This is a genomic window from Luteolibacter sp. Y139, assembly GCF_038066715.1.
GTDB lineage: Bacteria > Verrucomicrobiota > Verrucomicrobiia > Verrucomicrobiales > Akkermansiaceae > Haloferula > Haloferula soli.
In genome coordinates this window covers 317,651-344,223 of record NZ_JBBUKT010000002.1, presented here as the reverse complement: position 1 = coordinate 344,223, position 26,573 = coordinate 317,651, and the positions used below count along the sequence as shown (strand labels likewise).

General features: G+C 62.7%; 14 protein-coding genes. 8 read left to right on the top strand and 6 right to left on the bottom strand.

Features of this window, described 5'->3' with window-relative positions; translation table 11 throughout:
• Positions 1-88 precede the first annotated feature (88 nt).
• The 3 genes from WKV53_RS06345 to WKV53_RS06335 all read left to right on the top strand — a co-directional run bounded on the left by WKV53_RS06345 (position 89) and on the right by WKV53_RS06335 (position 12,447).
• Positions 89-1,138: a Gfo/Idh/MocA family protein gene (locus tag WKV53_RS06345; protein ID WP_341403520.1), complete on the top strand. Its 1,050-nt coding sequence runs from the start codon at positions 89-91 to the stop codon at positions 1,136-1,138.
• A gap of 163 nt (positions 1,139-1,301) precedes the next feature.
• Entirely contained in the window at positions 1,302-11,480 is a 10,179-nt protein-coding gene (locus WKV53_RS06340; RefSeq protein WP_341403519.1) for a S8 family serine peptidase, read from the top strand.
• Between the two features lie 85 nt (positions 11,481-11,565).
• A complete protein-coding gene (locus tag WKV53_RS06335) occupies positions 11,566-12,447 on the top strand; it encodes a sugar phosphate isomerase/epimerase family protein (protein ID WP_341403518.1) in 882 nt (293 codons plus the stop codon).
• Between the two features lie 78 nt (positions 12,448-12,525).
• Here WKV53_RS06335 and WKV53_RS06330 read toward each other — a convergent pair whose 3' ends face one another.
• Complete coding sequence (locus WKV53_RS06330; RefSeq protein WP_341403517.1) at positions 12,526-15,564, bottom strand: beta strand repeat-containing protein; 3,039 nt, start codon at positions 15,562-15,564, stop codon at positions 12,526-12,528.
• Between the two features lie 309 nt (positions 15,565-15,873).
• Here WKV53_RS06330 and WKV53_RS06325 point away from each other — a divergent pair, with 309 nt between their 5' ends.
• The gene (locus WKV53_RS06325) at positions 15,874-16,632 is read left to right on the top strand and encodes a YqjF family protein (RefSeq protein WP_341403516.1); all 759 of its coding nucleotides are present in this window, start codon (positions 15,874-15,876) and stop codon (positions 16,630-16,632) included.
• Here WKV53_RS06325 and WKV53_RS06320 read toward each other — a convergent pair.
• From WKV53_RS06320 to WKV53_RS06310, 3 genes are all read right to left on the bottom strand, one after another.
• Positions 16,629-17,135, bottom strand: coding sequence for a P-loop nucleotide/nucleoside kinase family protein (locus WKV53_RS06320; RefSeq protein ID WP_341403515.1), 507 nt, complete (start codon positions 17,133-17,135; stop codon positions 16,629-16,631). The genes WKV53_RS06325 and WKV53_RS06320 overlap by 4 nt on opposite strands.
• Positions 17,132-17,551, bottom strand: a complete 420-nt coding sequence (locus tag WKV53_RS06315) for a DUF4870 domain-containing protein (RefSeq protein ID WP_341403514.1) — start codon at positions 17,549-17,551, stop codon at positions 17,132-17,134. Before WKV53_RS06315 ends, WKV53_RS06320 begins: the two co-directional genes overlap by 4 nt.
• Before the next feature lie 77 nt (positions 17,552-17,628).
• The gene (locus WKV53_RS06310; protein ID WP_341403513.1) at positions 17,629-18,489 is read right to left on the bottom strand and encodes a sugar phosphate isomerase/epimerase family protein; all 861 of its coding nucleotides are present in this window, start codon (positions 18,487-18,489) and stop codon (positions 17,629-17,631) included.
• Positions 18,490-18,611: 122 nt separating this feature from the next.
• On the opposite strand from WKV53_RS06310, the gene WKV53_RS06305 reads away from it, so the two are divergent.
• Together WKV53_RS06305 and WKV53_RS06300 are read left to right on the top strand one after the other, a co-directional pair.
• Positions 18,612-19,328, top strand: coding sequence for a YwaF family protein (locus WKV53_RS06305; RefSeq protein ID WP_341403512.1), 717 nt, complete (start codon positions 18,612-18,614; stop codon positions 19,326-19,328).
• Between the two features lie 96 nt (positions 19,329-19,424).
• On the top strand, positions 19,425-20,648 hold the full coding sequence (locus tag WKV53_RS06300) for a 4-hydroxy-3-methylbut-2-enyl diphosphate reductase (protein WP_341403511.1): 1,224 nt from the start codon (positions 19,425-19,427) through the stop codon (positions 20,646-20,648).
• Positions 20,649-20,822: 174 nt separating this feature from the next.
• Here WKV53_RS06300 and WKV53_RS06295 read toward each other — a convergent pair whose 3' ends face one another.
• Positions 20,823-22,148, bottom strand: coding sequence for a glycosyltransferase family 4 protein (locus WKV53_RS06295; RefSeq protein ID WP_341403510.1), 1,326 nt, complete (start codon positions 22,146-22,148; stop codon positions 20,823-20,825).
• Positions 22,149-22,384: 236 nt separating this feature from the next.
• Here WKV53_RS06295 and WKV53_RS06290 point away from each other — a divergent pair, with 236 nt between their 5' ends.
• On the top strand, positions 22,385-24,862 hold the full coding sequence (locus WKV53_RS06290; protein WP_341403509.1) for a glycoside hydrolase family 31 protein: 2,478 nt from the start codon (positions 22,385-22,387) through the stop codon (positions 24,860-24,862).
• A 20-nt stretch (positions 24,863-24,882) separates the two neighbouring features.
• Here the strand turns inward: WKV53_RS06290 and WKV53_RS06285 are convergent, their stop codons facing one another.
• The gene (locus WKV53_RS06285) at positions 24,883-25,290 is read right to left on the bottom strand and encodes a hypothetical protein (RefSeq protein ID WP_341403508.1); all 408 of its coding nucleotides are present in this window, start codon (positions 25,288-25,290) and stop codon (positions 24,883-24,885) included.
• Positions 25,291-25,543: 253 nt separating this feature from the next.
• Between WKV53_RS06285 and WKV53_RS06280 the strand changes: the two genes are divergently transcribed.
• Positions 25,544-26,566 carry a BPSS1187 family protein gene (locus WKV53_RS06280; RefSeq protein ID WP_341403507.1) on the top strand — a complete coding sequence of 341 codons (1,023 nt, stop codon included), beginning with the start codon at positions 25,544-25,546 and terminating at the stop codon, positions 26,564-26,566.
• The last annotated feature ends 7 nt before the right edge of the window (positions 26,567-26,573 follow it).

Sequence of the window (26,573 nt, the reverse complement as noted above, 5' to 3'; positions counted from 1 at the left end):
CCGCTTTTCTCATCGCAGCGAGCTTCACGGGCACCTTGTCATACAGCCCTGACCCGCAGGAAAACCCTCTTTCTTTCACACCAAAACCATGAAATTCGGAATCATCGGTGCCGGCATGATCGGCCACTTCCACGCCAAGGCGATCACCGCGATGACCGGTGGCGAACTCCACTCGGTCTTCGACCTCCGCGGTGAGGCCGCCGAGAAATTGGCCGCCGAATACGGTGCCAAGGCCTACTCCGACATGGCTGCCTTCCTCGCCGATCCCGAGCTGGAAATCGTCACCGTCGGCACTCCGTCCGGCGCTCACCTCGATCCCTCCCTCGCCGCCCTGAATGCCGGCAAGCACGTCATCTGCGAGAAGCCTCTGGAAGTCACCGTCGAGCGCATCGACCAGCTCATGGCCGCCGCCAAGGCGAATGGCAAGACCCTCTCCGCTGTCCTCAATCGCCGCTTCCACCCCGGCATGGAAGCCTTCAAGAAGGCCTCCGACGAAGGCCGCTTCGGCAAGCTCACCTCGGCCTCCTGCTACGTGAAGTGGTATCGCGACCAAGCCTACTACGACTCCGCCGGCTGGCGCGGCACCTGGGCACTCGATGGCGGCGGTGCGCTGATGAACCAGTCGATCCACACCATCGACGCCCTCATCTATCTCGCCGGTCCCGTGAAAGCCGTGCAGGCAAGCATGGCGTGCCTCGCCCACGAGCGCATCGAGGTGGAAGACATCGCCGTCGCCATCGTCGAATTCGAAAACGGCGCACGCGGCGTGATCGAAGGCTCCACCTGCACTTGGTCGAAGGATGGCCACCCGGCCCGCGTCCAACTCAGCGGCACCGAGGGCTCCGTCTTCCTCGCCGATGAAGCCTTCGAAATCTGGGACTTCATGAACGAGAAGCCGGAGGACGCCGAAATCCGCTCCACGCTCATGAAAGGCCAAGCCGCCGGCCTTGGCGCGAACGATCCCAAGGCGATCAATTTCTACCAGCACCAGCGGAACTTCGAGGAAGTGGTCAACGCCATCCAGAAGGGCCGCGAGACTACCGTCTCCGCCGCCGAAGCCCGCAAGCCGGTCGCCGTCATCCGCGCAATCTACGAGAGCGCCTCCAAGGGCGGGGAAAAGGTCTATTTGAAGGAATGATGACATTTTCGTGAAGGGGGGTGATTTGCTTGCACGGCAGGCCCGGGTTCCATATCTCCGGCCCACCCCGGGCCGCTGAATTACTCATCATCCGGGGATAATTGCGCCCGGATCCGGCATAGCATGGTCTCCGCGGTGTCTTTCTCGTCCGCGCACCACTGCCATGAAGCGCCTCCTCACGCTCCTTGCCCTCCTTCTCATTGCCCTGCTCCTGTTATTGAGTCCCCGCCACGCCCCGGTGACTGGCAGCGGCGACAGCACGGCATCTACGGAAGCGACAGCATTTTCCACGGCGGGCCCTGACTCCCGTGACCAGAGCGGACCGGAACGCAACGCACTGGATTCGTCCGCAGGGGTGGAGGCTCCCGCCGATCACCTGTTGGCCACGGCCAAGCTTCTCGACCGTCGCGAACTCAGCCTGCCCGGCAACCAAAACAGGCGGCGTATTTCACAACTCGTTGAAAGCTCCTTCAAGTATCCCCTGCTTCAGGTTGAAGAGACATGGCAGCACCTGCCCGACGGCCGGGACAAGCGCCTGAGCCGCACGATCCAGGTCGCTGATCACGCGATGATGCGCTTCCCCGCCGGCTTCGACCGCGCGGCTGTTGCAGACTGGTGCGCACGGCAGGGTCTCAAGATCCGGCGGAAGCTGCTCACCGACGACGTTTATCTCGTCCAAGCCCCCCATGCCATACTCGATGCCGTGGATGGCTTGATCTCACGCTTCCGCGCGGATTTCGGAAACGAGCAACTGGCGATTGCCGAGCCCGACTATCTGCAGTTCGCCGACGTGACGCCGTCGGACCCCAGCTTCTCCTCGCTCTGGGGTCTGCACAATACCGGCCAGTCTTCCGGAGTCGCGGATGCTGACATCGATGCCCCGGAGGCTTGGAGCATCTCCACCGGCAGCCGCGATGTCATCGTCGGCATTATCGACTCCGGCATTGATGGCAGTCACCCGGACTTGGCCGCCAACATGTACACCAATCCCGGTGAGATCCCGGCCAATGGCATCGACGATGATGCCAATGGCTTCATCGATGACGTCCATGGCTGGGACTTCTATACCGACGACTCAGACCCCACCGACGGCAATGGCCACGGCACCCACTGCGCCGGGACCATCGGTGGCGTGGGTGACAACCTGATCGGCGTTGCCGGAGTCAATTGGGAAGTCTCACTGGTTGCCTTGCAATTCCTCAGCCCAGGCGGGAGTGGCAGCACCTCCGACGCGGTCGACGCTGTCAACTACGGCCGCAAGCTTGGGGTCACGCTGACATCCAATTCCTGGGGCGGTGGTGCCTACAGCGCCACCTTGGAGCAGGCCATCCGCGACGCCGGTGCCGCGGGCCAATTGTTTATCGCGGCCGCTGGCAACGATGCCACGGACAACGACATCACCCCTCACTACCCAAGCACCTACAATCTCGACAATGTCATCGCCGTGGCATCCACCACGCGCACCGATGCGCTCTCATCCTTCTCCTGCTTCGGCAAGACGACCGTCGATTTGGGCGCTCCTGGCACTGACATCTATAGCACGACGCCCGGCAATACCTACGGCACCAAGAGCGGCACCTCCATGGCCACGCCCCATGTTTCCGGCGCCGCCGCCTTGCTCTATGCCATCAGTCCGGAACGCAGCCATATGGACATCAAGGAGGTGCTGCTGCAAACGGCCGATCGCTTGCCTGCATTGAACGGGATCTGCGTTTCGGGCGGACGCCTGAATCTGCACCGCGCCGCCGAGTACGTTTCGGGACCCCGGGTGCTTCCGAGCGTGGTCGAGGTCGCCGAGCTGGCCGGAAACGGCGATGGCATCGCCAGCCCTGGTGAAACGATTACCTTCGATGTTGCATTCAAGAACGTCGGGTCGGAGCCCGCGGAAGCGAGCACCGCGACACTCGGCCTCGAAACGCCAACGCCCGGCGTGACCGTGACAGGCGGTCCCTTCCCGCTCAGCTATCTGGATCCCGGAGAGCTCACCGGCTTGCATCGCTTCACCATCGCTCTCGCTCCCAATCTCCCGACTCCGGCCCAGGTGCCGCTTAAATTCACGGTGACTCCCGCCACCGGCGAAAGCTGGACGTCCCTGCGGCCACTTGAAGTCCACAGCTTCCACCGCATCAGCGGACAGGTGCTGCGCAAGGATGGTCTGGGAGCTATCGGTGGTGCCGCCCTCACCTATTCCGGACCACTTGGCGGCACGATCACCACGGACGCAGACGGACACTTCGACTTCCAGGTTTACGAAGGAAGCTATCAGCTCCGCGCGACCGCTGCCGGTTACATGGCCGGCACGACCACGACCGTCACGCTCCCTCCCAATGCCGAGGGCCTCGAGCTCCGCTTGGGTAAGGCGCAACTCTCTGCCGCACCAGAATCCATTTCCGTCTCCCTCTTGGCGGGCGACTCTACCACCCGCACGGTGCAGATCACCAACGACGGCAACGTCCCTCTCCAATGGCAGTCCACCGTGGCCTCGATCTCGGCCAACCAAAGCACGAACCTGCCCGCTCATGTCGCCGGAACCGAGGAGGATCCGGATCGCCCCGGTGCGGTGCGGGTCCACGACGCCTTGCCTTCGGTCGAGGATGTCGACGTGGACTTGGGCGGCGTCGGGATCGGCATGCTCACGGGGAGCTTCTCCGAATTCGCAACCGAAATGGGCAGCCGCGGTGCCTCCGTCACAGCGCTCACCCTGCCACTTGGCGCGACTTCTCTCAATGGCATCAGCATCGTCGTCCTCGACGACACGGCGTCCTCCTTGACAGCCGCCGACATCGCCCTCTTGCGCGCCTGGACCATGGCGGGCGGTGCCCTCTTTCTGGAAGGCGACGAGAGCGTCTCCATGGGAAACATCAACGCGCTGGCAAACGGCAGCGGCATTCAAGGGCTCGTCTACGATAGCTTCATCTTCGAGACGCTTACCGACATCGTGCCCCACGAGATCACCGAGAATGTCACCTCAATCGGGGCGAGTTCCTACGGCGCCCATTGCACGGTCAGCGGCCCGGCGGAGGCGTTGGTCCGCACTCCTTCGGGCGACATCTTTGCTGCGGCCTCCTGGCTTGGAGCCGGCCGGGTCTTCATGGCAGGCAACGAGATTCACTACACCAGCGACTGGGCCACGGGACAGACCCGGCTGTTCGTCAATCAAGCGGTGGACTGGCTGGCGGCACGCAGCCGCTGGCTCCAGATCGCAGACCCGGTCTCGGGCACGTTGGCTCCGGGCGAGACGGCCACCGTCACACTGTTGTTCGATGCCAGCTTCGTCGAGGCGGGCATCTACCAAGGGGGGCTAGTGCTGACTACCGACTCTCCCACCACCCCGAAACGCGAGATCGCGGTGCAGCTCAGCGTCTCCGACGCTCCCGCCATTTCCTTCGATCCCGCGGAGTTGGTCTTCCCGGATTCCGCCGTCAATGGCACCGCGATCCGGAACATCGCCATCGAAAACCCGGGAACACAACCGGTCTCGATTTCAGCGATTACGATCAATCACCCCGCATTCGCCATTGTTTCGCCCGCGCCTCTGACGCTGGCACCCCGGCAGCGGCTGACGCTTCCGGTCACATTCTGTCCTCCTGATGTGGGGCTGCAAGAAGGGGCGATCACGATCAGCTCTGACGATCCCACCCATCCTCTGCTGAGCGCACAGCTCCGTGGGACTGGTTTCACGGGCGCCCTCTTGAACTACAGCCCGCTGGCCTTCTCCACCAGCACGCCTCAAGGCACCGCGCGCACCGAACAACTCCTCATCAGCAATCCGGGCGACATGCCCCTCGAGTGGAGCGTGGGTATGAGCGATACCAGCAATGAATCCGCCAATGACACTGACGTCTTGGCCGATCTGTTAGTCGATCTCGACCGCGACTATCAGACGATCACCAGCCTGATCCCGGGCCGCTACGATTTCACCGACGGCGTCACCGGCACCAACATCTCCGACGGCGGCAACGACATGTACGACAATGGCAATTATCTTGCCACGAACCTAGCCGCTACCACCTACCTCAACTACTCCGACGGCAAGATCACAGCCTCGCCCGCATCCTTCGGCCCCGGCGGGCGCTACTTCACCCGCAAGTATCCCGGACTCTTCGTGTTCTCCGCCGAAATGCAGGGCGTGGACAATTTCCAGATCACCGGCGGCACCGGGGCGGATAGTTCCGGCACGGTCGATGGCAGCGAACTGACCATGACCTTTCACGGCAGGACCTACCGCGGTTTCCTCAAGCGGACCTACGGAGCCGGCGATCCCTCCATCAATCAGCTCGTGATCGTCGAGGACCGACCGGGGCTCGGTCACAGCTTCCCCACGGACACGAATGAAGACGATCATACCGTGAGCGGCCTGTCCGGCACCCGGCGCATCCATTATCTGCTCTATGCTGGTAATAGCGGTTCCTCACTCGGTGCGGAGGAGGTGGCGCGCCCCGTCATGCAAGCCTTTCTTCAACTCATCGATCCGGGTCTCACCTGGGTCTATGCGGAGCCATCCTCCGGCAGCATTCCGGCAGGCGGCAGCACCCCGGTGCAACTGCGTTTCGATGCAAGCCATGCCAACGTCGGAAATTACAAGGGGATCCTGTCCCTGCTCCACAGTCAGGCCGGACGTCCCGCAGTGACCATCCCCTTGGCAATGCAAGTAACCGGCGCGCCCATTCTCCAAGTGTCCGCCGAAGCCTTGGAATTCCAGCCGACCTCCATCGGCAGCATCCGGAGTCAGGCGCTACAGATCACCAACCTGGGATCCGCCCCGCTGAGTGTCCAAGCCGCTCTTGCCGGCTCACCATTCTTTTCGCTGCCGCTATCCGCCCCGTTGCAATTGGCAGCAGGAGAAACCCGCAGCCTCGCGATCCATTTCGGCCCGGAGGACTTCGGAGAGGTCGTCGGCACACTGACCCTCACCACCAATGCACCCGGACAGGCACCGCGGCAGATCGGACTCCATGGCAGCGGCATGGCCTCCGGAGCTCTGTCCGTGGGGCCGAACACCCTCGCCCTGTCCTTGGTTTCGGGCTCTTCCGCCACCCAGAGTTTGAACCTCGCGAACTCCGGCGCCTCCGCCGTTTCTTGGACCTCCACCGTGGTGCCGGTGGGAGATGGATCCCTCACCAAGCCCCTGCAAGGTTTGAAGGCCCTGGTGATCTCCAGTTCCTCCAGCTACTATGATGACCTGGTGGCCCGGCTGAAGACCGAAGGTGCGGACACCAGCTACATCAACTACTCCAGCCTCACCGCTGGCAATATCTCGGGCAAGAACCTGATCTACCTTGATGGCAATGTCGACTACCTGTCGAGTTCCAACCTGACCCTGCTGAGGACGTGGGTCATGGACGGCGGATCCCTGTTCCTGGCAGACCAGAATAGTTACTTCTCCTATCCGAACAGCATCCTGGCCGGCAGCGGCATCACGCTCTCCTACTGGAACTCTAGTAGTCCGGCCGCGACGTTCCTCCCCCACCCGGTCACCACCGGCGTCACGGCCCTGCCCGCCACCTACTACTATGGGCAGCTCACGCTCGCAGCCCCCGCCGTGCCCATCATGAAAATGGGGACCGCGACCGTGGGTGCGATCTCATCCCTGGGCAAGGGACGCGTGGCATGTTTCGGAGACGACGTTTTCTACGACAAGACTGGCGTGGTGTCTCACCTCAATCTCGCCGTGCGCCTAGCGCTCTGGGGATCTCACCGCATGATCGACTGGCTGGAACTCTCACCGCCGAGCGGCACCGCCGCCGCCAGCAGCGCTTCGCCCCTGCAGGTCACGGCGAAGACCACCGGCATGGCGGCCGGGGAATATCTCGCTGAGATCCAGCTGACCGCCACCAGCCCCGCCCAGAATCTAACGGTGCCGGTGCGCCTCACCGTGACCGGAACGCCGGACCTCGAAACCACGCCCGCATCCATCACCATGCCCGCAACCTGCGCGGGAACATTCAGCGAACAGAACTTCACCTTGGAAAACCGCGGAGCGGCCACCTTGCTCATCACTGGCATCGACTCTTCGTCTCCGGACTTCTCCATCGCCGGCACTGGCTATCCCCTCAGCGTCCCTGCCTTCAGCAGCGTGGTGGTTCGTGTCCGCCACCAACCCGCCACCGCCAGCGGCCCCCTTGCCGCCAGCCTGACGATCCATTCGAACGAGCCCGCCCAGCCGGCGCTTCAAGTTCCCGTCACTGGCAGTGCCATCCTCCCCCCCGTTGCTGCGCTCGCGACCCCGCTGCCCCTGCAATTCACCCTCGCTGCGGGCACCACGATGACCGGCTCCTTTACCTTGGCCAACCAAGGCAACTCGGCCCTGACTTGGTCAGTACCATCGATCGCGGTGACGTCTGCCACCGATCTCAGCACTGCCTTGACCAAGCTGGATGCAAATCAGGCCAGCGTCACGGCCGCGATCCCCTATCGCGAGCACTTCGACGAAGGCTTCACCGGAAGCGAGATCATTGACGGCGGCGCAAATCTCTTCGACGGCGGCAACAAACTCTCCACCGATCTTTCCGACAGCAACTTGATCTACACGGATGGCCTCATCACGGCTGCGCCTGGCAGCTTGGGAACCAGCGGCCAGTACTTCACGCGGAAGTACCCGGGACTCTTTGTCTTCGCGGCGGATCTGAAAAACGTGAATGAATTCCGCATCCGGGGAAATCTCGGAGCCAATGGTGCCGGCGCTGCGGTGGGCTCTTCCGTTCTACTCCAGCGCGGCCAGGTGACCTATCGCGGCTTCTTCAAGCGCGTCCAAGGTCCCGGCTTCCGGACCCTCCACCATCTCGTGATCGTGGAAGACAAGCCAGGACTGTCCCACAGCTTCGCTAGCGACACCAATGACGACGCCCATACCATCTCCGGCCTCGCCGCCAATACCCGCCTCTACCATCTGGTGTACGTCGGCAGCACCGGCAGCGTGAGCGACGACGCCCAAGTGCAGGGCATCATGTCGTCTTTCCTCGACGCGACCCTCGGAACACCCACCTTCCGCACGACGAGTCCCGCCAGCGGCACCGTCGCCGCGGGCGGCAGCGCCGATGTCACCGTCACGGCCAATGCCAGCGGGCTGATCGGCGGAATCTATCGCTCGAGCATCGAGCTGGCCACCAATGACCCGGTACGTCCCGTGGTGCTTGTCCCAGTGGAACTCACCGTCATCGGCACCCCCGCCATCACCCTCTCCCGTACCACGGCGACCTTCGCTTCGGTCTTCGCCGGTGCCAATGCCACCACCATCTCTGCAACGGTGACCAACAGCGGCACCGAAGTCCTCTCGGTGTCCTCGCTCACCATCGATGCTCCCTTCACCGTAACCCCCGCTGACAGCGCCTTCACCTTGGTCCCGGGCGCGTCCCGCACACTGACACTAGGCTTCAACTCGCCACAAGTCGGCACATTCCAGGGAAAACTCAGGATCGCCTCGAATGCAGCGAACACTCCTGCCGCGGAAATCACGCTGAACGGCACCGCCACCCCGCCCCCGCTCGCTACGACCAATGCCACTCCCTACACGGTGAATCTCCAAGGCGGTCTCACCACGGCAACGCGGAGTTTCAACATCAGCAATCCCGGCGGAGCCGCCCTTCAATGGAGCGCGAGCGTGGAATACACGCCCTATGCCGCCCCGAATGGCAAGGACCTTCAGGGACTGCAGATCGGGGTCATCTCGGTCTTTGATCCCTTCTTGGACTACCTTGAAGCTGCTCTGGTCGCACGTGGTGCCACGGTCACCTATCTTGCGGCAGCCGCCTCGCCTAACCCGACTCCCTATGATGTGATCCTTCTCGACCAGACGATCGATTCGCTATCAACCGCCTACATCGCAACCCTCAAAACCTGGATCGAAAATGGTGGCTGCATGATGGTTACCACCGAGAATTCGAGCATCACGAAGATCAATTCGCTGATGTCTGGTGGCGGCATTGTGGCAGCCACGGGCACTGGCGGCTACGGTTCGCTGCAGGTCGTGCCCCATCCCATCACCAGCGGGATCACCTCGCTGTATGATACCAGCTACCCTTACCTGCAGTTCAACCTCAGTGGACAGGCTGCGGCTCTCACGAAGAGGCAGATCAACAGCACCACCTTCAACAATTCGACCGTCGTCGGACCGCAAGGCAAAGGTTGGGTGATTGCTTCGACCTCGGTTTTCTACGATGTCTTCACCTACAATTCCACCGGCAACCGCAAGCTCACCGACCAATGCTTCTCGTGGATGGCCGGCCGCCTGCGCGGCTTCGTCACCCCAACCCCGGTGAGTGGGACGACCGCCATTGGCGCCACCAGCACGGCGGGCTTCACGATCAATTCCGCGGGCATGATCCCGGGCACCTATCAGGCCACGCTCAAGTACACGACCAACAGCCCGGCCCAACCGGCGGTCACCGTTCCGATCACGATTGAAGTTCCCACCGAGTCGACCCTGCTGCCAAACAAGTCGTCCATTACCTTCGCCAGCACCAAGGCCGGAGTGCCGGCGAGCACCACGCTGCGGGTGGACCACAAGGGCACGGTGCCGGTGATCATCTCCGCCCTGGAACTTCCGGAGGGCTTCACCGCCACCGGTCCTGCCTTCCCGCTTACATTGAAAGGTGGCGCGTCGGCGACTTTCACAGTGCGCTTCAGCCCACTCCTCGCCAACTCGTATGGCGGGAATCTGCGCATCATTTCCAATGCCGTGACACCGCCTCCGGCAATTCCCCTGTCCGGAACCGCAACCTTGGGCCCCGTCTTGGAAGCTCCAGTCCAGCTTCCTCCACTGACCCGCTTTGCCGGTGCTACCTCGACCCTGCCACTCCAAGTTGCAAACGCCGGCCCCGAGAACCTGACTTGGACCTCGTCCGTCATGAATCCCTCCGCGCCGGGCACCACATCCCCGGTCTTGGCCGGGCTACGGGTCGGTGTCTTCGCGAACAACCATCAATCCCTCCTTGCCGACCTCGCGACTTGGGGTGCCACGCCGACCAATATCCCGACCACTGCCGGGCTGCTGACGCCCGCTGCCTACGACACCATCATCATCGACGGCCGCATGACCTCGTTGGTAAGCTCCCACTTCTCGGCCTTGCGCGAATGGGTGAAGTCCGGAGGCACCTTGATCCTTGAAGGTGGCACCTATTCCTCCGTAAGCCGTCTGAATAGCCTGATCAAGGACAGTGGCCTGAGTGCAGCTCACGTCCCCGTGACCACCGCGCAAGCCACGGGCTTCGCTGTCCTCCCCCTGATGCAAGGCGTCTCCGCCCTGACGGGAACGGACTGCGAGATCGGACTCGCGGCCACCGGCCAAGCTTCCCTGCTCGCGCTCCTGCCCGATGGCCGCGGCTTCGCCGCTCAAGGCAGCTTGGGCCAGGGACGTATCCTCGCACTGGGGCAGCAGCTTTTCTCGGACGCCCGATACACCACCGGTTCCGCCCGCGTGCTGGCGGCAAATTCCCTGAGCGTCCTGCAGCGCGGGCGCGATGTTTCCTGGCTGAGCTGCTCCGCCACCGGCGGCACCTTGGTTCCCGGTGCCTCCGCGGACTTTAACCTCAGTTTTAACAGCACCGGACTGGCTCCCGGGACCTACCGCCGGCAGCTCCGCTTGACCAGCAATGACCCGCTGCGTCCCACCGTTCCCTTGTTGGCGGAAATGACAGTCATCGCCCCATGGACCATCCAGCCAGCTTCACTCGATTTTGGAGCGGTGATGCAAGGCGATCTTTTGACCCGCACCGTGTTGATCTCCGGAGACAATTCCGAACCCATCACCGCTACCGCGTCACCGCTTGGGGCCGGACCATTCCAGCTCCACTCAGCCGCCCAATTCCCGGTGGTCGCCGACACTCCCGTCACCCTGCCGCTTACTTTCCAGCCGACAGCGGAAGGCGACACAGCCTCAACCTTGAACCTCGAAACCATCGCTGGCACCATCACGATCCCACTTCAGGGCAAGGGAGTTTCGTCCAATGGCTTCCCCCTCACCGACTTCAGCGCTTGGCGCTCACTCCACTTCCCCGCCGGCGGTCCCTTCACTGGTCTGCATGATGACCCGGACGGCGACGGCCTCGATCTCGGTACCGAGTATGTCTTCCTGCGCGATCCCTTGCAGCAGGATGCCGTGAACCCGATCCGGCTGCTCGGCCACTCCGCGAATGGCCTGCGAGTGGGCTACACCCGGCGCGGCACCGTCCCCGATTCAGCGATCCTGCTGGATACCAGCGACGATCTGTCGTCTTGGCTTCCTTTCGTTCCGGCGGACCGGCTCCTCCACCAGAACCCGGACGGCTCCACCAGCGTCGAAGTTGAGGTCCCCCTCAATGAAGCCCACAAGTTCTTCGTCCGGGGCTCGGTGGGAACGAGGTGAAATACTCCATTCAATGGGGCACCCATTGAGGGGATGCACTTGCGGGTTGCAGGCAGCGGCCGGGCAGGCTCAACATCTGTCAGACATGTCCGCTCCGACCCTTAAACTGACGGGCTTCGCCGACGAGGCCGCACGCGACCTCGAGACCCAGATCAAGGCCACCAAGGAACTCGGCTGGTCCGCCATCTCCGCTCGCGGAATGAATGGCGCGAACCTCCACGAGTTGCCGCAGGATGACTTCGACCGCGTCGCCGACCGTCTCGATGAAGCCGGCATTCAGATCCCCGAATTCGGCTCGCTGATCGGAAATTGGGGCAAGAAGATCACCACCGACTTCGCCATCACGCTTGCTGAAATCGAGCGCGCCATCCCGCGCATGCAACGCCTCGGCACCAAGCTCATCCGCGTGATGTCCTACGCCCAGGAGCCATGGGGCGAAGACCAGCAGGAGCAGGAGCGCTTCCGCCGCCTTCGTGAAATTGTGCAGCGCTTCGACGATGCCGGCCTCACCGCCATCCACGAAAACTGTATGAACTGGGGCGGCTTCTCCGCCGAACACACGCTTCGGCTGATCGAGGAAATCCCCGGCCTCAAGCTCGTCTTCGACACCGGCAATCCTCTGTTCCAACGCGACCGCTCGAAGGGCGAGCCTTACCCATGGCAAGACCCGTGGGAGTTCTGGACCACGGTCCGCGACCACGTCGTCCACATCCACATCAAGGACTGCATCAGCCCGCCAACCGACGGCGTGGAGCCCATCTACACCATGCCGGGCGAGGGCGATGCGAAGATCCCCGAGATCCTCGCCGATGCGAAGTCCCGCGGCTACGAGGGCTGGATCGCCATCGAGCCCCACGTCGCCACTGTCTTCCACGTGAAGGACCAGTCGCAGGTCGATTGGCAGCAGTGCTACGACAGCTACGTCGACTACGGCAAGCGGATGGAGAAGATCATCGCAGCGCTCTGAGCTTCGGCTTGAAACGCGAAAAACCGCGCGAGCCCCGAAGCTCGCGCGGTGTGATCTAACAATGGTCAACGGTGTGGCTCAGGGAGCCGGCTGCACACTCACCCGCAGGAAGCCTTTCGAGGGAAGTCCTTCGGAGGCATTCAGCTTGAAGGTGTGATACTCCCAATCCGTTCCACCCAAGTAAGGCATGTCGATGCCCGCATCATCGGAGACGGAGACATGCGAGACCGGGCTGTCGAAGCTGGCGAGGCCAAGTGATCCCTCGATCCGGTAGACCACGCCGTCCACCGTCGCGGTCTGCGAATTGCCGCTGCCTGCGGTGAAAGTTGCCCCATCACGCACCGCCACCACCAGGGTGAGTTCTTTCCCAGCAGGAGCGGAGACATCCTGAATCTGCACGACTTGCTTGCCTTTATCGGAGGCACTGAGCGGATCGCCATCCAGCGCGAACTCCAGCAGGTTGCTCACTCCGTCTTGGTCCGGATCAGCCGTGGACGCGGCATTTCCTCCGGTCAATCCCTTGCCGGTGGCCCAGGCGTCATAGTCGGAAACGGCTGCCAATTGGGTGACGAGAAGTAGCCCATCGCCAAGGATCGCGTCACTGACGTGATCCGCCCCGCTAGAGCCGCTGCCGCCCCACGTGCCCACCGCCGCCGGCTGACCATTGATCACCAGAGTCCGGATGGTATCGGTCACGCCGGTCTCAAGGTCCAAAAAGGCCCCGCTCCCGATCGTAACGTCCGAGCCGTCCGCCAGCGTGGGCGAGTGCATCACCAGGCTCCCGCCCACCACCGTGGTGTCACCGGTGTAGTCGTTCTCGGAACTGGCGAGGTCCAGGGCTCCATCACCGCGCTTGACCAAGCCGCCGTCCGTCGCCGCATCGCCTGGAATTTCCGAGTGTCGCAGGGCTTGGGCGATCGTCACGTTGCTGCCATTCGTATCGATCACCGCCCCGCCATTGCGGACATTCGCCCGGGTCAAGCCCCACATGAAGTCCGTGAAACTGTTGTTCGCCTTCAAGGTGCCTCCATTGAAATTGAAGGTTGAGGTGCCCACGCCTGTGGTCCGGCTGAGCACCAGCGTGCCGCCATTCAGGTTCAGGGTCGCGGTGTCCGCCACGGTGCCAGCCATGCGGATGCCATAGACAGAGTTGCCTGCCGCGCCGCCGGTGGCGCTGTTGAGGGCATTCACCAGTCCGCCGTTGATCGTCAGGATCCCGGTGCTGCCCTGCTCGGCGAGCACGGTATTGCGAGAGGTTCCGGTCACGCCGCTGGCATTCAGCACGCCTTCATTGATCACATACTCGGCGGTCAGGCCGGCTGTCCGGCCAATGACCACATAGGCCCCGCTGTTCACGACGCCGCCGGTCTGCCGGAAGGTCCCTTCATGAGCATAGAAGTTCTGGCCGTTCGCCACGGTCATTGTCCCGGCGGAAGTGAAGGTGCTGCCACCAAACTTGTTGAACTGGCCGATACTCGAAGTGCCGGTAAGCGTCAGGCCGCCGGTGCCCTGGACATTGAGCGTCTGGTTTCCGGTGATGGCTCCGCCATAGCTGCGCGTGCCCGCCGTATCCAGCGTCAGCGGGCCGCCATTCACTGCGATGTCGCCGGTGAACGTCTGGGCCGAGAGATCGACCGTCAACGTATTGGCGCCGACCTTTGCCAAACCAATCGCCGTACCGAGATTGGTGGCGGTGGCGATGTTCGTGGTCAGGACCTGGTTGCCGCTGCCCGTGTCAAAGGCAGCGTAGGAACCCGGAGCAAACGCCGCGGCACCTGCCAGGCTGAGAAAGTCAGCCTCGCTGACGAGGCCGAGCCGCGTGCCATAGCCCGCACCGCTTGCCACCGAGACCTTGGCCGGAGCCGGAATGGCGGTGAGCGCGTTCGCGATCAGCTGACCGCCTTGGATCACCGTGTTGCCGGTGTAGGTGTTCACCCCGGCCAAGCCTAGGAAACCAGCGCCCTTCTTGGTCAAGCCACCATTGCCCGTGCCTGCGGTCAGGTTGGTGGAGATGGTGCCGTTGAAGCCATTCGTATCGACATTCGCGCCGCCGGCATTCACCACGGGATTGAGGCCTCCAGTGAAGTAGTTCGCGGTGCTCACCAGCGAGCGCAGCGTGCCACCGTCGAAGTTGAAGGTCGCGGTGCCCAAGCCCTTGGTGATTGCCTGCCCGTTGATGCTGAAAGTGCCGCCCGCCAGCAGGTTCACCGTGCCGGTCTGGTTCGCCGAGTTGGTGAGCTTCACCTGGCTGCCGCTGTTGTGGTTGTAGGCACCGGTGCCGGAAATGGTCAGGATGCCCGTCGAGGCCGTGGTCTGGGCGCCGTTGTAGCCCGTGCCCACGTTCAGCGGCCCGGAGTTCACATTCACGCTGCCGGACGTGATGTTCAGCGTCCCGACCGTATTCGTATTGGTCCCCAGGAAAAGCGCCGTCGTCGCCGCGCCCAGCGTCAGATTACCCCCTTGGACATTCAGCGTGGCACTGATGCCGTCCCCAATCCCCACATAGTCACCGGACGTGGTGACCGTCCCGCCGTTGAGATTGAGCGTGGCGGGAGTGGTGGTGCCGATGATGGCCCCCACGATGAACTTCTTGATCGCAAAGGTAGGTGAGGAAAGGTTCACCGTGGCACTGGAGACCGTGAAATTCCGGGCGCTTCCCGCATAGGCCCCGCTGAGATCTAGCGTGCCGGTGCCGACAACGTTGACATTGCCCGCGGTGGCGGTGACCGGCACGGAGATCGCTGCGGTGACGCCACCGGCTACCGTGATATTGTTCGTCGCGGCATTCAGGGTCAGCGGGTCGCCGCTGACGGTGTATCCTGTGCTCTGGAAGCTCAGGTCATTCGCCACCACGCCGTTGGTCGGGATAGTGACGGCCCCGCCGGCGCCGGCGAAGACCGCATCATTGTCCGTGCCTGTGGCGGGCCATACGGCATCGCTTCCGGCAGTGGCCGCCGTATCCCAATTCAAGGTTGTGGCGGTATCCCAAGTCCCCGCACCGCCATCGGCGTCCGGGGTGGTATTCGTGCCATCCCAGTAGAGGGAAAGGGCTAGGACAGGGGTCGCGGAGAGGCTCGTCATTGCAGCGAGCGCCAGCAGGGTCTGACGTTGGGTCATTGGGCTTCTGAGGGTATATTGGGTTCAATCGGGTGGCTTGGTCTTGGGGACCTCGCCGTGGGTCGGGACGGAACGTTTCTCAGGTAGAACACGTTTCATCCTTCTCGGATTTTGTCTGACAGCATCCCCGCAGACCTAGGAGGGAAGCGGGATTGCACGCATGGATGCCGGGCGGATCAGCCGACTTAGCAAAAAATCTTCGGAAATGTTCCGCTCCGGAGTCCAACTCTGTCCATGGCCCACGGAATTTGCCGGGGCTTGTGCAGCCTTTCCTTTTCTCAAGGTCCCCGGAAAGCCATCCATGGGCGGGTGAACCACACGCAGCCGACCACCTACCATCGCCTCGCCGCCCGCGATCGTCCCGCGGGACTCCCGGTGATGAAGCAGCGCTGGTCGCGCCTGCTGTTCCTCCACTGGCGCGTCGATCCGGATCTGCTTCGCCCGCTCCTGCCCGCCGGCCTTCATCTCGATCTTCACGAGGGAGAGGCCTGGCTCGGCGTGGTGCCGTTCCTGATGGAGCGGGTCAGGCCCGTCCTCATGCCTGCCGTGCCCGGGCTGTCGTGGTTCCTCGAGCTCAACGTCCGGATCTACTGCCACGATGACTCCGGCCAGCCGGGCGTGTGGTTCCTCTCACTCGATTGCAACCAACCCGTCGCCGTGGAGCTGGCGCGCAATCTCTTCCTGCTTCCCTACGAGCACGCCCGCATGCGCTACGGCGGAGATCTCAATGCCACCCGCTATCACTGCCTGCGGGATGGCGAACTCGACGAGGCGGTCTACGAGTACGGCCCCGCCGGCGAAATACGGGAAGCACATCCCGGCACGCTCGAGTTCTTTCTGTTAGAGCGCTACATCCTCTTCTCCCGCGGCAGGAACGACCGCCTCTACAGCGGCAAGGTCCATCACCCGCCCTACCGCTGGGGCCCTGCCAAGTGTGACCAGTGGTCCACCCTCCCGGTAAAATGGGACGGCCTGCCAGAACCTCACGGTCCACCCGAATCGATGCTCTGGGTGGATCACGTGGACGTCCACATCTTCCCGTTGCGGCGCCTTCCCCCCACGCTCTAACAACCTGTCTCCACGAACACATGCTCCCACACCGGCCGCTCCTCACGGCAGGAAGCAGCATAGCTTTCCCAATCCTTCAGCTTCGGCAAATCCCGGTCCTCGCCTCGCGCAATCATCCGCTCGCGGCGAACCTCGATGGGACACCACACGAAGTGCAGCACCGGCTTAACGCCAAGCCGCTGCTCCAGCCGCTCCGGCCAATCCGTCTCACCGCCTTCGCGAGTAAACGGACCAGCAAGAACCACCGGAATCTGCGGCAAGTTCGCTACAGCGAGGTCGAACATCGCCTCATACACCGCATCACGATACACCCGCTTGTAAGCAGGCGAGTCGCGATCATCGGGATCCATCCCCGCCAGCGAAAGCCCGGCGCGGACAAGCCGCTCCGTCGCTGTATCGCTATCGATGAGGCATGCGCCCAATTCCAAAGCAAGCCGGCGGGCATGGGAGGATTTCCCCGCACCCGCCGGACCGGTGATGATGTGGCACTCCCTCAAACTCACGAAATGAAACGGATCGTCAGCGGATAGCGGTAGGCCACGCCTTCATTCGCCTTAATCCCGCCGATGATGCAGAGGATGGTCCACACGACTCCGAAGAAGGCAAACGCGATCCACATCAGGATGCCGACAAGAACGAAGGTGAGGATGAAGGCGGCCACACCCCAAAGGATTCCCCACAGCAGCCATGAAATGTTGAAATTGAGCGCCTCTTTCGCCTGCTCCGCGGCAAAGGGTTTGCTGTCCTTGTTGATCAACCACACGACCAAGGGCCCCAGGATCATCCCGAATCCGGTCAGATAGGCAGACAGTGCGGAAAGATGCGCGACCAAAGCCCAGGTGCGCTCTTCATTGGAAAGCCCGGACTGCGGCAGAGCGACAGACGCGGGCTCGGACGGCGGCAAATAGGGATCACTCATGGCAGTGACGGAACTACCACGGGAAGGCGGGCGGGGAAAGAAATAGCCGTTCCAATTCCCCGTCCATTTTCAATGGCTTACGCCTTCCTGATCTTCGCGTAGGCGCGCAGATAGCCCACGCACTGGGCGATCTCCGGCACGTTGCTCTTCCAGTTATGCTCGTATTCGATCGTCACGTCGCCCGCGAAGCCCTGCTTGCGGGCCTCGTCGAGAATCGCGGCGATGTCGATCACCCCGGTGCCAAAGGGACGGTCATGAGTCCACTCGCCCAACGCCTCCCGGTCCTTCATGTGGAAAGAGTGGACGCGCGGCGCGACCTTCTTGACCACCTCCATGGGATCGAGTCCGGAGGTTGCCCAGTGGCCCACATCCGCGCAGAAGCCGATGTTCTCGTGGCGGTCTTTGATCGCCTCCCAGGTCTTGTCCGGATTCCACATCGCGGTCGGCTTGGGGTGATTGTGGAAGCAGACCTTGATGTCGTATTCCTCGGCGAGCTTCTCGAGGGTATCCAGCGCCTCGAGCGACTCGGTGGTCACACCGTGGAGGCCGATCTTCTTCGCGAATTCGAAGGTCTGCCGGGCTTCCTTCTCGCGCTTGGAAATGCCGGTCACGCCAAAGCTCACCGGGACCACGCCGTTCTTCTTCGCATACTCTAGCAGCGTGGCGATCTGCTCATCGCTCATATCCGGACCCAGCTTCGTGCCGCCGAGCTCCCCACCGATCTTCTGCCCCGGGAAGACTTCGATCGCGCTGGCTCCTGCAAAGGCAGCCATCTCGATCGCCTCCCAGAGCGTGAATTCCTTCAGCGACCAGCATTGGACGGAAATCGTGAAACCCGCCTCGGTCAGCGCATCCGGATTGACCGGCCTGCCATGCGACCGGAGAGCAAGCAGCACCGACGCGGCAGGGACCATCGCAAAAAGAGAGCCGCGCTTCATGATGGCAGCAAATTACGCGGCCTCGGCGAGCCGACGCGAGGGATTCTTCCGGATCATGACCCGATCCGCCTTCCCGGCTTGCCGAGGAGATGCCAGAGCGATTGTCTGCCCCCATGCCGCCCGTGTTCCATCCGTTTACCGCCATGCACGGCTGGGCGATGGTCGCTGGGATCGCAGGCATCTCCTCGATCATCGCCTTGGGAAAAACAGGCGGCAGGAACGAACGGATCGCCCGCGGACTACTGGCCTTCCTTTGCCTGACGGCCTTCGGCTACACGCAGGCGGCGTGGCTGACCATCGACGGCGACCCCGATCTGGACAGCTCGCTGCCGCTGCAGCTGTGCGATCTGGCTGCCATCATCGCTGGATTCGCCCTGATTACCGAAAAGCGGACACTCTGCCTGCTGACCTACTTCTGGGGGCTGGCAGGCACCATCCAGGCCCTGCTCACCCCCGCCATCACGGTGGGCTTCCCCCACCCCGCGTTCTTCAGCTTTTTCGTCCATCATTTCGCGATCGTGGGAGCGGCCTTCTACCTGCCCATCATCCGCGGCTGGCGGACGGAACGCCCGTGGTGGAAAGGCCCGCTGACCGCCCTTCTCTTGGGAGATCTCTACGTGCTCCTCTCCATGGTAGTGAACGCATGGCTTGGCACCAATTTCGGCTTCACCGCCCACAAGCCGGTGAACCCCAGCCTGCTCGATCACATGGGCCCATGGCCCTATTATCTGCTGGGAATGCAGGTCATGGCGGTGGTGCTTTTCTCCCTGCTGGCGCTGCCGGTGCTCGGAAGGAAAGAGGATTTGGAGCGCCAGGCCGCCAGGACCCCCGGCCTCTGACTCCGAACTCCTTGGCACTCTGGGCGTCCCGGCAGCACCCCATTCCTGTCCGGAAATGATTTGTTCCCCGGCGTCCCGGCGCTATATCGCCCCCGCATGAGCGAAGCCGCCCCGAAGCGCCCCCGAGTGAACGTCCGCCGCCCGGACGTGATGACCCAGGTCAATGCCGAGGTCGAGCGCCACTACCGGTCGTCCATCGTCGAGCGGATCCGCGCCAATGGCGGCGAGATCACCCTCGGCAATACCACCGTGCGCCTCGCCCAGCAGTTCGGCTTCTGCTACGGCGTCGAACGCGCGATCGACCTCGCCTACGCCGCCCGCCGCGTCTTCCCGGACAACCGCATCTTCCTGATCGGCGAAATCATCCACAATCCCGAGGTGAATCGCCAGCTCGTCGACATGGGCATCGTCTCCCTGCCGTGGAAACAGCTCACTAACGACTACGACCAACTCACCGCCGAGGACGTGGTGATCGTGCCAGCTTTCGGCGCGCCGACGAACTTCATGGAGAAGATCGAGGAACTCGGCTGCTACGTGGTCGATACCACCTGCGGCGACGTCATGAAGGTCTGGCGCCGGGTCCGCGGCTACGCCAAGGACGGCATCACCTCGATCATTCACGGCAAGGCCGGCCACGAGGAAACCCAGGCCACCGCCTCCCGCGCGCTCGGTGAGGACGGCAAGGGCCACTACCTCATCGTTCTCACACTTGAGGAAACCGACATCGTCTGCCGCTACATCCGCGAAGGCGGCGACCGGGAAACACTGCTCAAGCGCTTCCCCCACGCCGTCTCCCCGGGCTTCGATCCCGACCTTCACCTGAAGAAAGTCGGCGTGGCGAACCAGACCACCATGCTCAAGAGCGAGACCGAGGAGATCCAACGCCGCGTCCGCGCCGCCGTGGTAGCTCGCGATGGTTCGTCGGAGAGCTTTCAAGTCTTCGACACCATCTGCGGTGCCACCCAGGAACGGCAGGACGCGCTCTTCGAAATGCTGCGCCGTCCGATGGACATGCTCTTCGTCGTCGGCGGCTACAACAGCTCGAACACGACCCACCTCGTGGAAATCGGCGAACAAGCGTTGCCAACGTTCTTCATCCGCAACGCCCAGTGCCTTCAATCGCTGGAGCAGATCGTCCATTTCGATCTCCACGAAAAGTCGGAGATCACCAGTGGCTACCCCGGCGCGCTGTTAGGCGAAGCTCCCGCCGTCATCGGCATCACCGCCGGCGCCAGCTGCCCGAATAACCTGATCGAAGACACCATTTTCCGGATCTTCGAAATGCGCGGCGTTCCGAAGGAGCAAGTGAAGGCAGTATAAGGAGTGTCGACATTCTGTCGACACGGCTAAGGGGTGTCGACGTCCCGTCGACGCGTCCAATCTCGCCGAGCCCGCGCAAACCAGCCGTAGGCGCGTTCGTAAGAACGCGGAAGCCAAGGGCAAAGACTGCTTCACCGGTCGCCCCCGCAGCCTCACCACCGCGCCTACGAAAAATCATTTAGCTGCCTGCTTCACCTCGGTTACCTCCACCTTGGTGACTTCGGCCGGAGCTGTCGTCTTGGCTTCCCCCACCTTCTTCACAGGCACCTCCGCATTCTTCTCCAGAGCACCATCAACCGGTTTGGCTTTCACCTCCGCCTCAGCCCCCACCGGCACAATCTCCCGATAGATCGCCTCGGTCTGCTCCGCGATCGTATCCCAGCTAAACCCATACGCCGCCTTCACCCGACCCCGGCTTCCCATCCACCGCGCGTGCTCGAAGTTCGAGAACGCCGCCTTCACGCCGTCGGCAATGCCCCACGCACTCGCATCCACGATGTAGCCGTCCTCACCGTGCGAGACAAAGTCGCGCGGCCCGCCATTGCGCGTCACCACCACCGGCTTCGACGCCGCCCATGCCTCCAGCACCACGATGCCAAAGGGCTCATTGCGACTCGGCACGCAGACCACGTCCGCGCTCTTGAAGAGATTCATCACATCGCCATCCGGATTCATCGCACCGGGAAATCTCACCGCAAAATCCACCCCGAGTTCCTTCGCCCGGTGCTGGAGATGACCGAGCATGTCACCACCGCCGACGAAGACCGCCTTCGCATTCGGCTTGTAGTGGAGGATCGAAGGCATTGCCTCTAACAAAAGATCGGGACCCTTCTGCGTGCTGATGCGGCCCACGAACAAAATCATCGGATCCATCGGCGCGACCCCATAGCTCGCACGACAGATGGCCGGATCAATGGGATCATCGAAGCGCGCGCAATCGATGCCGTTGTAAACCACCCTCAGCTTCCACTCCGGCACCTCATACTGCCACTTCACCTCATCCGCCAGATAGCCGGACACCGCGATCACGCGATCCGCGACATAGGTGCCCTCGCGCTCGATCGCCCGGATCCGGTCACACACTCCCGTATGAAGGTTGTTTCCGGTCCGGCCGAATTGCGTCGAATGAATCGTGAAGACCGTCTTGCGACCATGGTCGTTCTTGGCCTGCGCGACCGCCTTGGAGCACAGCCAATCGTGGCCGTGGATGATGTCGAACGGTTTCCCCGACTGAACCTCGTGAGCCGCCAGGAAATACATGAGCGCGTTACCCATGTTATTCGTCTCCGTGATGAAGTCCGGATGCAGTTCGATCGGGCAGCGGTGGTAGTGCACCCCATCGATGATCGCCGCCGTCGTCTGCCCCTTTCCGAGGCGGGTGAAAACGTGGACCTCATGCCCCCGCCGCTCCAGGGCGGCGGCAAGTTCGGTGACGTGAACGGCTCCTCCCCCGACTGGAATCGAGTGGAGGCTTTCCCAAGACAGCATCGCGATCTTCATGTGTGTCGGCGTGACGTAACGCGCATTGCATCCTGTATGCCTAACGCCCGCCAAAGTCCATTTCGAGGCATCTACAGACACAGTTTTTCTGAATGGCATTCATGGAGGGCCCTCGATTCGGGAAAATCCGCCCGTCTGCGTAGTTTCTAGGCTACGCGTTCCGGGAGCTTGGCACGCGGGTGGCTCCCAGCCTATATTCCAAACGGCGTTCACCCCCAGAACCCGCCGACTCACCCATGGCCTCCGACGAATTCTCCGGCAACTACATGGAGAAGCACCGCACCGCGCAGCTCGCGGCGGACTTCTTCCCTGGAAATATCCGCGAAACCCGGCACCCCCGCGCCGGGCTGTTCGAGTTTTTGACCGACAACGGCGTCCTGCTCGCCGTCCAACTGGTAGCGGAGGGCATCGTCCGCTTCCGATTTTCCCCCGAAGGCCGTTTCGACGACGATTTTTCCTACGCCCTCGACCCGGCCTTCGCCCCCGCCCAGCCAGACCACGAGCTGATCGAGTTCGCCGACGGCTTCGCCATCAAGACCGGCTCTCTCTCGATCCGCATCACCCGCCACGGGCTCAAGACCACCATCACCGAAACCGCCACGGGGAAGATCCTCTGCCAGGACGACAAGGGCTTCCACTGGGAGGACAACAAGGTCTTCGGCGGCGAGGTCGTGAAAATGAGCAAGGTCTGCCAGCACGGCGAATACTTCTACGGCCTCGGTGACAAGTCCTGCGACCTTAACCTGCGCGGCCGCCAGTTCGAACTGTGGGGCAGCGACACCTACGCCTACGGCCCGCACACCGATCCTCTCTACAAGAACGTCCCCTTCTATATCAGCCTCTGCCACGGCCGCAGCTACGGAATCTTCTTCGACAATACCTTCCGCACCGGCTTCGACTTCGGCAGCGAGAAGCCGAACGTGACCACCTTCCGCGCCGAGGGCGGGGAGATGAACTACTACTTCATTCACGGCGATACCCCGCTCGAAGTGGTCCGCCGCTACACCCGCCTCACCGGCCTCGCGGAAATGCCGCCGCTCTGGGCACTCGGCTACCACCAGTGCAAGTGGAGCTACTATCCGGAAACGCTCTTCCGCGGCATCGCCAAGGGCTTCCGCGACCGCAAGATCCCCTGCGACGCGCTTTACTTGGACATCGACTACATGGACGGCTACCGCTGTTTCACGTGGGATGCCGAGCGCTTCCCCGATCCGAAGCGCATGGTCGCCGAGCTTGAGCAAGACGGCTTCAAGACCGTCGCCATCATCGATCCCGGCCTCAAGATCGATCCCGGCTATCCCGTCTGGGTCGAGGGCGTCGAAAAGGGCTACTTCTGCCGCCGCCAGGACGGCAATCTCATGAAGGGCTCAGTCTGGCCCGGCCTCTGCCACTTCCCCGACTTCACCCAGCCCGACGTCCGCCACTGGTGGGCGGATCAATTCAAAGGCCTCATCGAAGATGTCGGCGTCCACGGCATCTGGAATGACATGAACGAGCCGGCGGTCTTCGAAGACGGCACCTTCCCGCACGACGTCCGCCACGACTACGACGGCCATCCCTGCTCCCACCGCAAGGCGCATAATATCTACGGAATGCAGATGATCCGCGCGACGCAGGAGGGCCTGCGGCGCTTTGGCAATGGCAGACGCCCCTTCTCCATCACCCGCTCCGCCTACGCTGGCACGCAGCGTTTCGCCTGCGGTTGGACCGGTGACAATGTCGCCTCATGGGAGCACCTGAACATGGCGAATACCCAGTGCCAGCGGCTCGCCACCTCCGGCATGTCGTTCATAGGGTCGGACATCGGCGGCTTCATCGAAACGCCTTCGCCCGAGCTCTACCTGCGCTGGGTCCAGCTCGCGGTCTTCCATCCTTTCTTCCGTACTCACTCCTCCGGCGATCATGGCGATCAGGAACCTTGGTCCTTCGGCGAAGACACCACCGACTTCGTCCGCCGCGCGATCGAGATGCGCTACCGCCTCCTGCCCGCCGTTTACACCGCCTTCTGGCAGTATGTGAAGGACGGCACCCCGATGCTCCGCTCGCTGCCTCTGGTCGAGCACGAGAACCCGGACGCCTATTGGCGCAGCGCGGAGTTCTACTTCGGAGACCACCTCTACGTCGTGCCGATCCTGGCCGAGGGCGAGGAAGGCCGCTTCCTCTACCTGCCGAAAGCGGACTGGTTCTCCTACCACGATGATTCGCGGCCGAAGGCCGTGGCTACCGACATCTGGATCGAGTGCCCCATCGACCGCATCCCGGTCTTCGTACGCGGCGGCGCGGTGATCCCGCATTGGCCGCTCCAACAACACACCGGCGAGATTCCAAACCCCGAGCCCGAGTTGCGAGCATGGTGGAAGAATGGCAGCGAGACCAGCCGCTGGTACGAAGACCAGGGCGACGGCGAGGCATGGAAGCAAGGCGTCTATCGTGACTCGACCCTTCGCGTCGAAGGCGCGGAAGGCCGCGTCACCGTGACCCGCGAATGGCTGGGCTCATGGACACCGGGCTATGAAACGGTGCACCTCACCTTCTGCGGAATCGGCAGCGCCGAACCCGAACTCACGGTGAACATCGACGGCCACGAAACCATGGCGCAGCGCGGCGACGATGGCCGCTACCGAGTCGCGGCTCCGCGGGATTTCCGCAGCGCGACCTTGGAATGGTCACCGGTCCGGGTGGGCAGGCACCACGAAAGCAGCGTGGAAGCCTGACCCACCCTTGAATTACCGGTTCAAGGTGCCGAATTGGACACCATCATGCCAGCATCGCTGCTGGCTTGGATCACATTGCGGGCCACGGCGGTGAGAGACTCCTCACCGCGCGGGGATGTGACGAACAAGGCGCTCAGCGAGCACATCAGGCAGCACGAGGCCGCAGCCAGCGTGGGCCGCTGATGTGGGCGCAAGCGGCGGTGGTTCGGTCCAGTCTTGCGGTCACCCAGCATTACGCGGGCTTCCTGATAGAATGCCACTCTTGGGAAGAACGGCAGTGGCATCTCAGACGCATGGCAATCTGAGCACAGCGTCTTTCGAATCGCGAACGGGGGTCCGACAACGATCGGACTCGGGTTCGAAGGGAACGACGAAGGGGATTCGGTCGCGGCAGAAGCCAGGCGACTGATCTTTTCTTGATCGGTCATGGGGGTGTAGGGGGTAGGGGATTATTGCACAGGGGGTGTAATGGAAATCTGGGTGGACCTCCAAGACGCCCGCACTTTTAGGAACTCCGGACATTTTCGCCATTACGCGATCGCGTAGGTGCCGGAGCGGCCGCTTCGATTCTCCGCCCCACCCACTCGCAAGTTGCCATACAAACCGGGAAATTCCCTTTGTCCGTGAAGATCCCCCGCTTCGCAGCGTATTACGATGCCGATGAGAAAAACCGCTTTGTACATGGGACTGATTCTCCTGACCGGTGCCGCCTTCGCCGCGCCGCCAGCCTACAAGGATCCCTCTCCAAAGCGCTACGACCTCAACGCTCGCGCCAGCAAGATCGACCCGCGCGCCAAGGAGCACCCGGAGATCGACTTCGTCTTCGAAAAGGACGGCAAGCCCCAGGACACCGAACACGCCTGCGTCGACACCAGCGTCGCCCCGCAGGGCAAGCTCGTCATCTGGCTGATGGGCCACAACCAAGGCCTCTTCGAGCACGTCTCCGGCTATGGCCTGCACGCCATCCAGGTCCACTACGCCAATGGCTGGTTCTCCAAGCTCTACAGCGGCCCGCCACCTGCAGACGACCTGTTCCTCTCTAACATCCGCCTCGAAGCCGCCACCGGCGAGGATCACTCGAAGGCCGTCGATATCCCCAAGCCGGACGGCATCATGGAGCGCTCGTTTCAATTCGTGAAGTGGCTGGCCAAGGAGAACCCGCAGGGCAACTGGGATCAATTCCTCGCCCCCGGTGGCAAGGGCCTCATCTGGGACAAGGTCATTCTCGCTGGAATCTCCCACGGCTCCACGACCGCGGCTCGCATGGCCAAGGAAGTCCGCGTCGATCGCGTCGTCATGTTCTCCGGCCCCCGCGACCAATACGAATCCTGGCAAAGCCTTCATTCCGCCACGCCCAGCGAGCGCTACTTCGGCTTCTCCCACGTCCTCGACGACGGCTGGAAGAACGACCACTACTGCCGCTCCTGGCAGATGCTCCAGCTCAACGACTACGGCCCCATCGTCAACATCGACAGCGCCACCCCACCCTACTCTAACAGCCGCCGCCTCATCACCGAAGCGGACGTGAAGAACGACCCCAACCGCGCCCACGGCGCCGTCGTTCCCGGCGGAAACTCGCCCAAGGACAAATCCGGCAAATATCTCTACGAGGACACCTGGCGCTACCTCTTCACCCACCCCGTCAATGAGATCGGCGAACGCACCGCCCCCGATCCCAACTGCAAGATGCAGCAGCGGAAATAAGCACTCC

What these genes read in the sequence shown, in the direction of transcription:
- WKV53_RS06345 (WP_341403520.1), top strand. Translation starts at nt 89, where the DNA reads ATGAAATTCGGAATCATCGGTGCCGGCATGATCGGCCACTTCCACGCC.
- WKV53_RS06340 (WP_341403519.1), top strand. Translation starts at nt 1,302, where the DNA reads ATGAAGCGCCTCCTCACGCTCCTTGCCCTCCTTCTCATTGCCCTGCTC.
- WKV53_RS06335 (WP_341403518.1), top strand. Translation starts at nt 11,566, where the DNA reads ATGTCCGCTCCGACCCTTAAACTGACGGGCTTCGCCGACGAGGCCGCA.
- WKV53_RS06330 (WP_341403517.1), bottom strand. Translation starts at nt 15,564, where the DNA reads ATGACCCAACGTCAGACCCTGCTGGCGCTCGCTGCAATGACGAGCCTC.
- WKV53_RS06315 (WP_341403514.1), bottom strand. Translation starts at nt 17,551, where the DNA reads ATGAGTGATCCCTATTTGCCGCCGTCCGAGCCCGCGTCTGTCGCTCTG.
- WKV53_RS06310 (WP_341403513.1), bottom strand. Translation starts at nt 18,489, where the DNA reads ATGAAGCGCGGCTCTCTTTTTGCGATGGTCCCTGCCGCGTCGGTGCTG.
- WKV53_RS06300 (WP_341403511.1), top strand. Translation starts at nt 19,425, where the DNA reads ATGAGCGAAGCCGCCCCGAAGCGCCCCCGAGTGAACGTCCGCCGCCCG.
- WKV53_RS06295 (WP_341403510.1), bottom strand. Translation starts at nt 22,148, where the DNA reads ATGAAGATCGCGATGCTGTCTTGGGAAAGCCTCCACTCGATTCCAGTC.
- WKV53_RS06290 (WP_341403509.1), top strand. Translation starts at nt 22,385, where the DNA reads ATGGCCTCCGACGAATTCTCCGGCAACTACATGGAGAAGCACCGCACC.
- WKV53_RS06285 (WP_341403508.1), bottom strand. Translation starts at nt 25,290, where the DNA reads ATGACCGATCAAGAAAAGATCAGTCGCCTGGCTTCTGCCGCGACCGAA.
- WKV53_RS06280 (WP_341403507.1), top strand. Translation starts at nt 25,544, where the DNA reads ATGGGACTGATTCTCCTGACCGGTGCCGCCTTCGCCGCGCCGCCAGCC.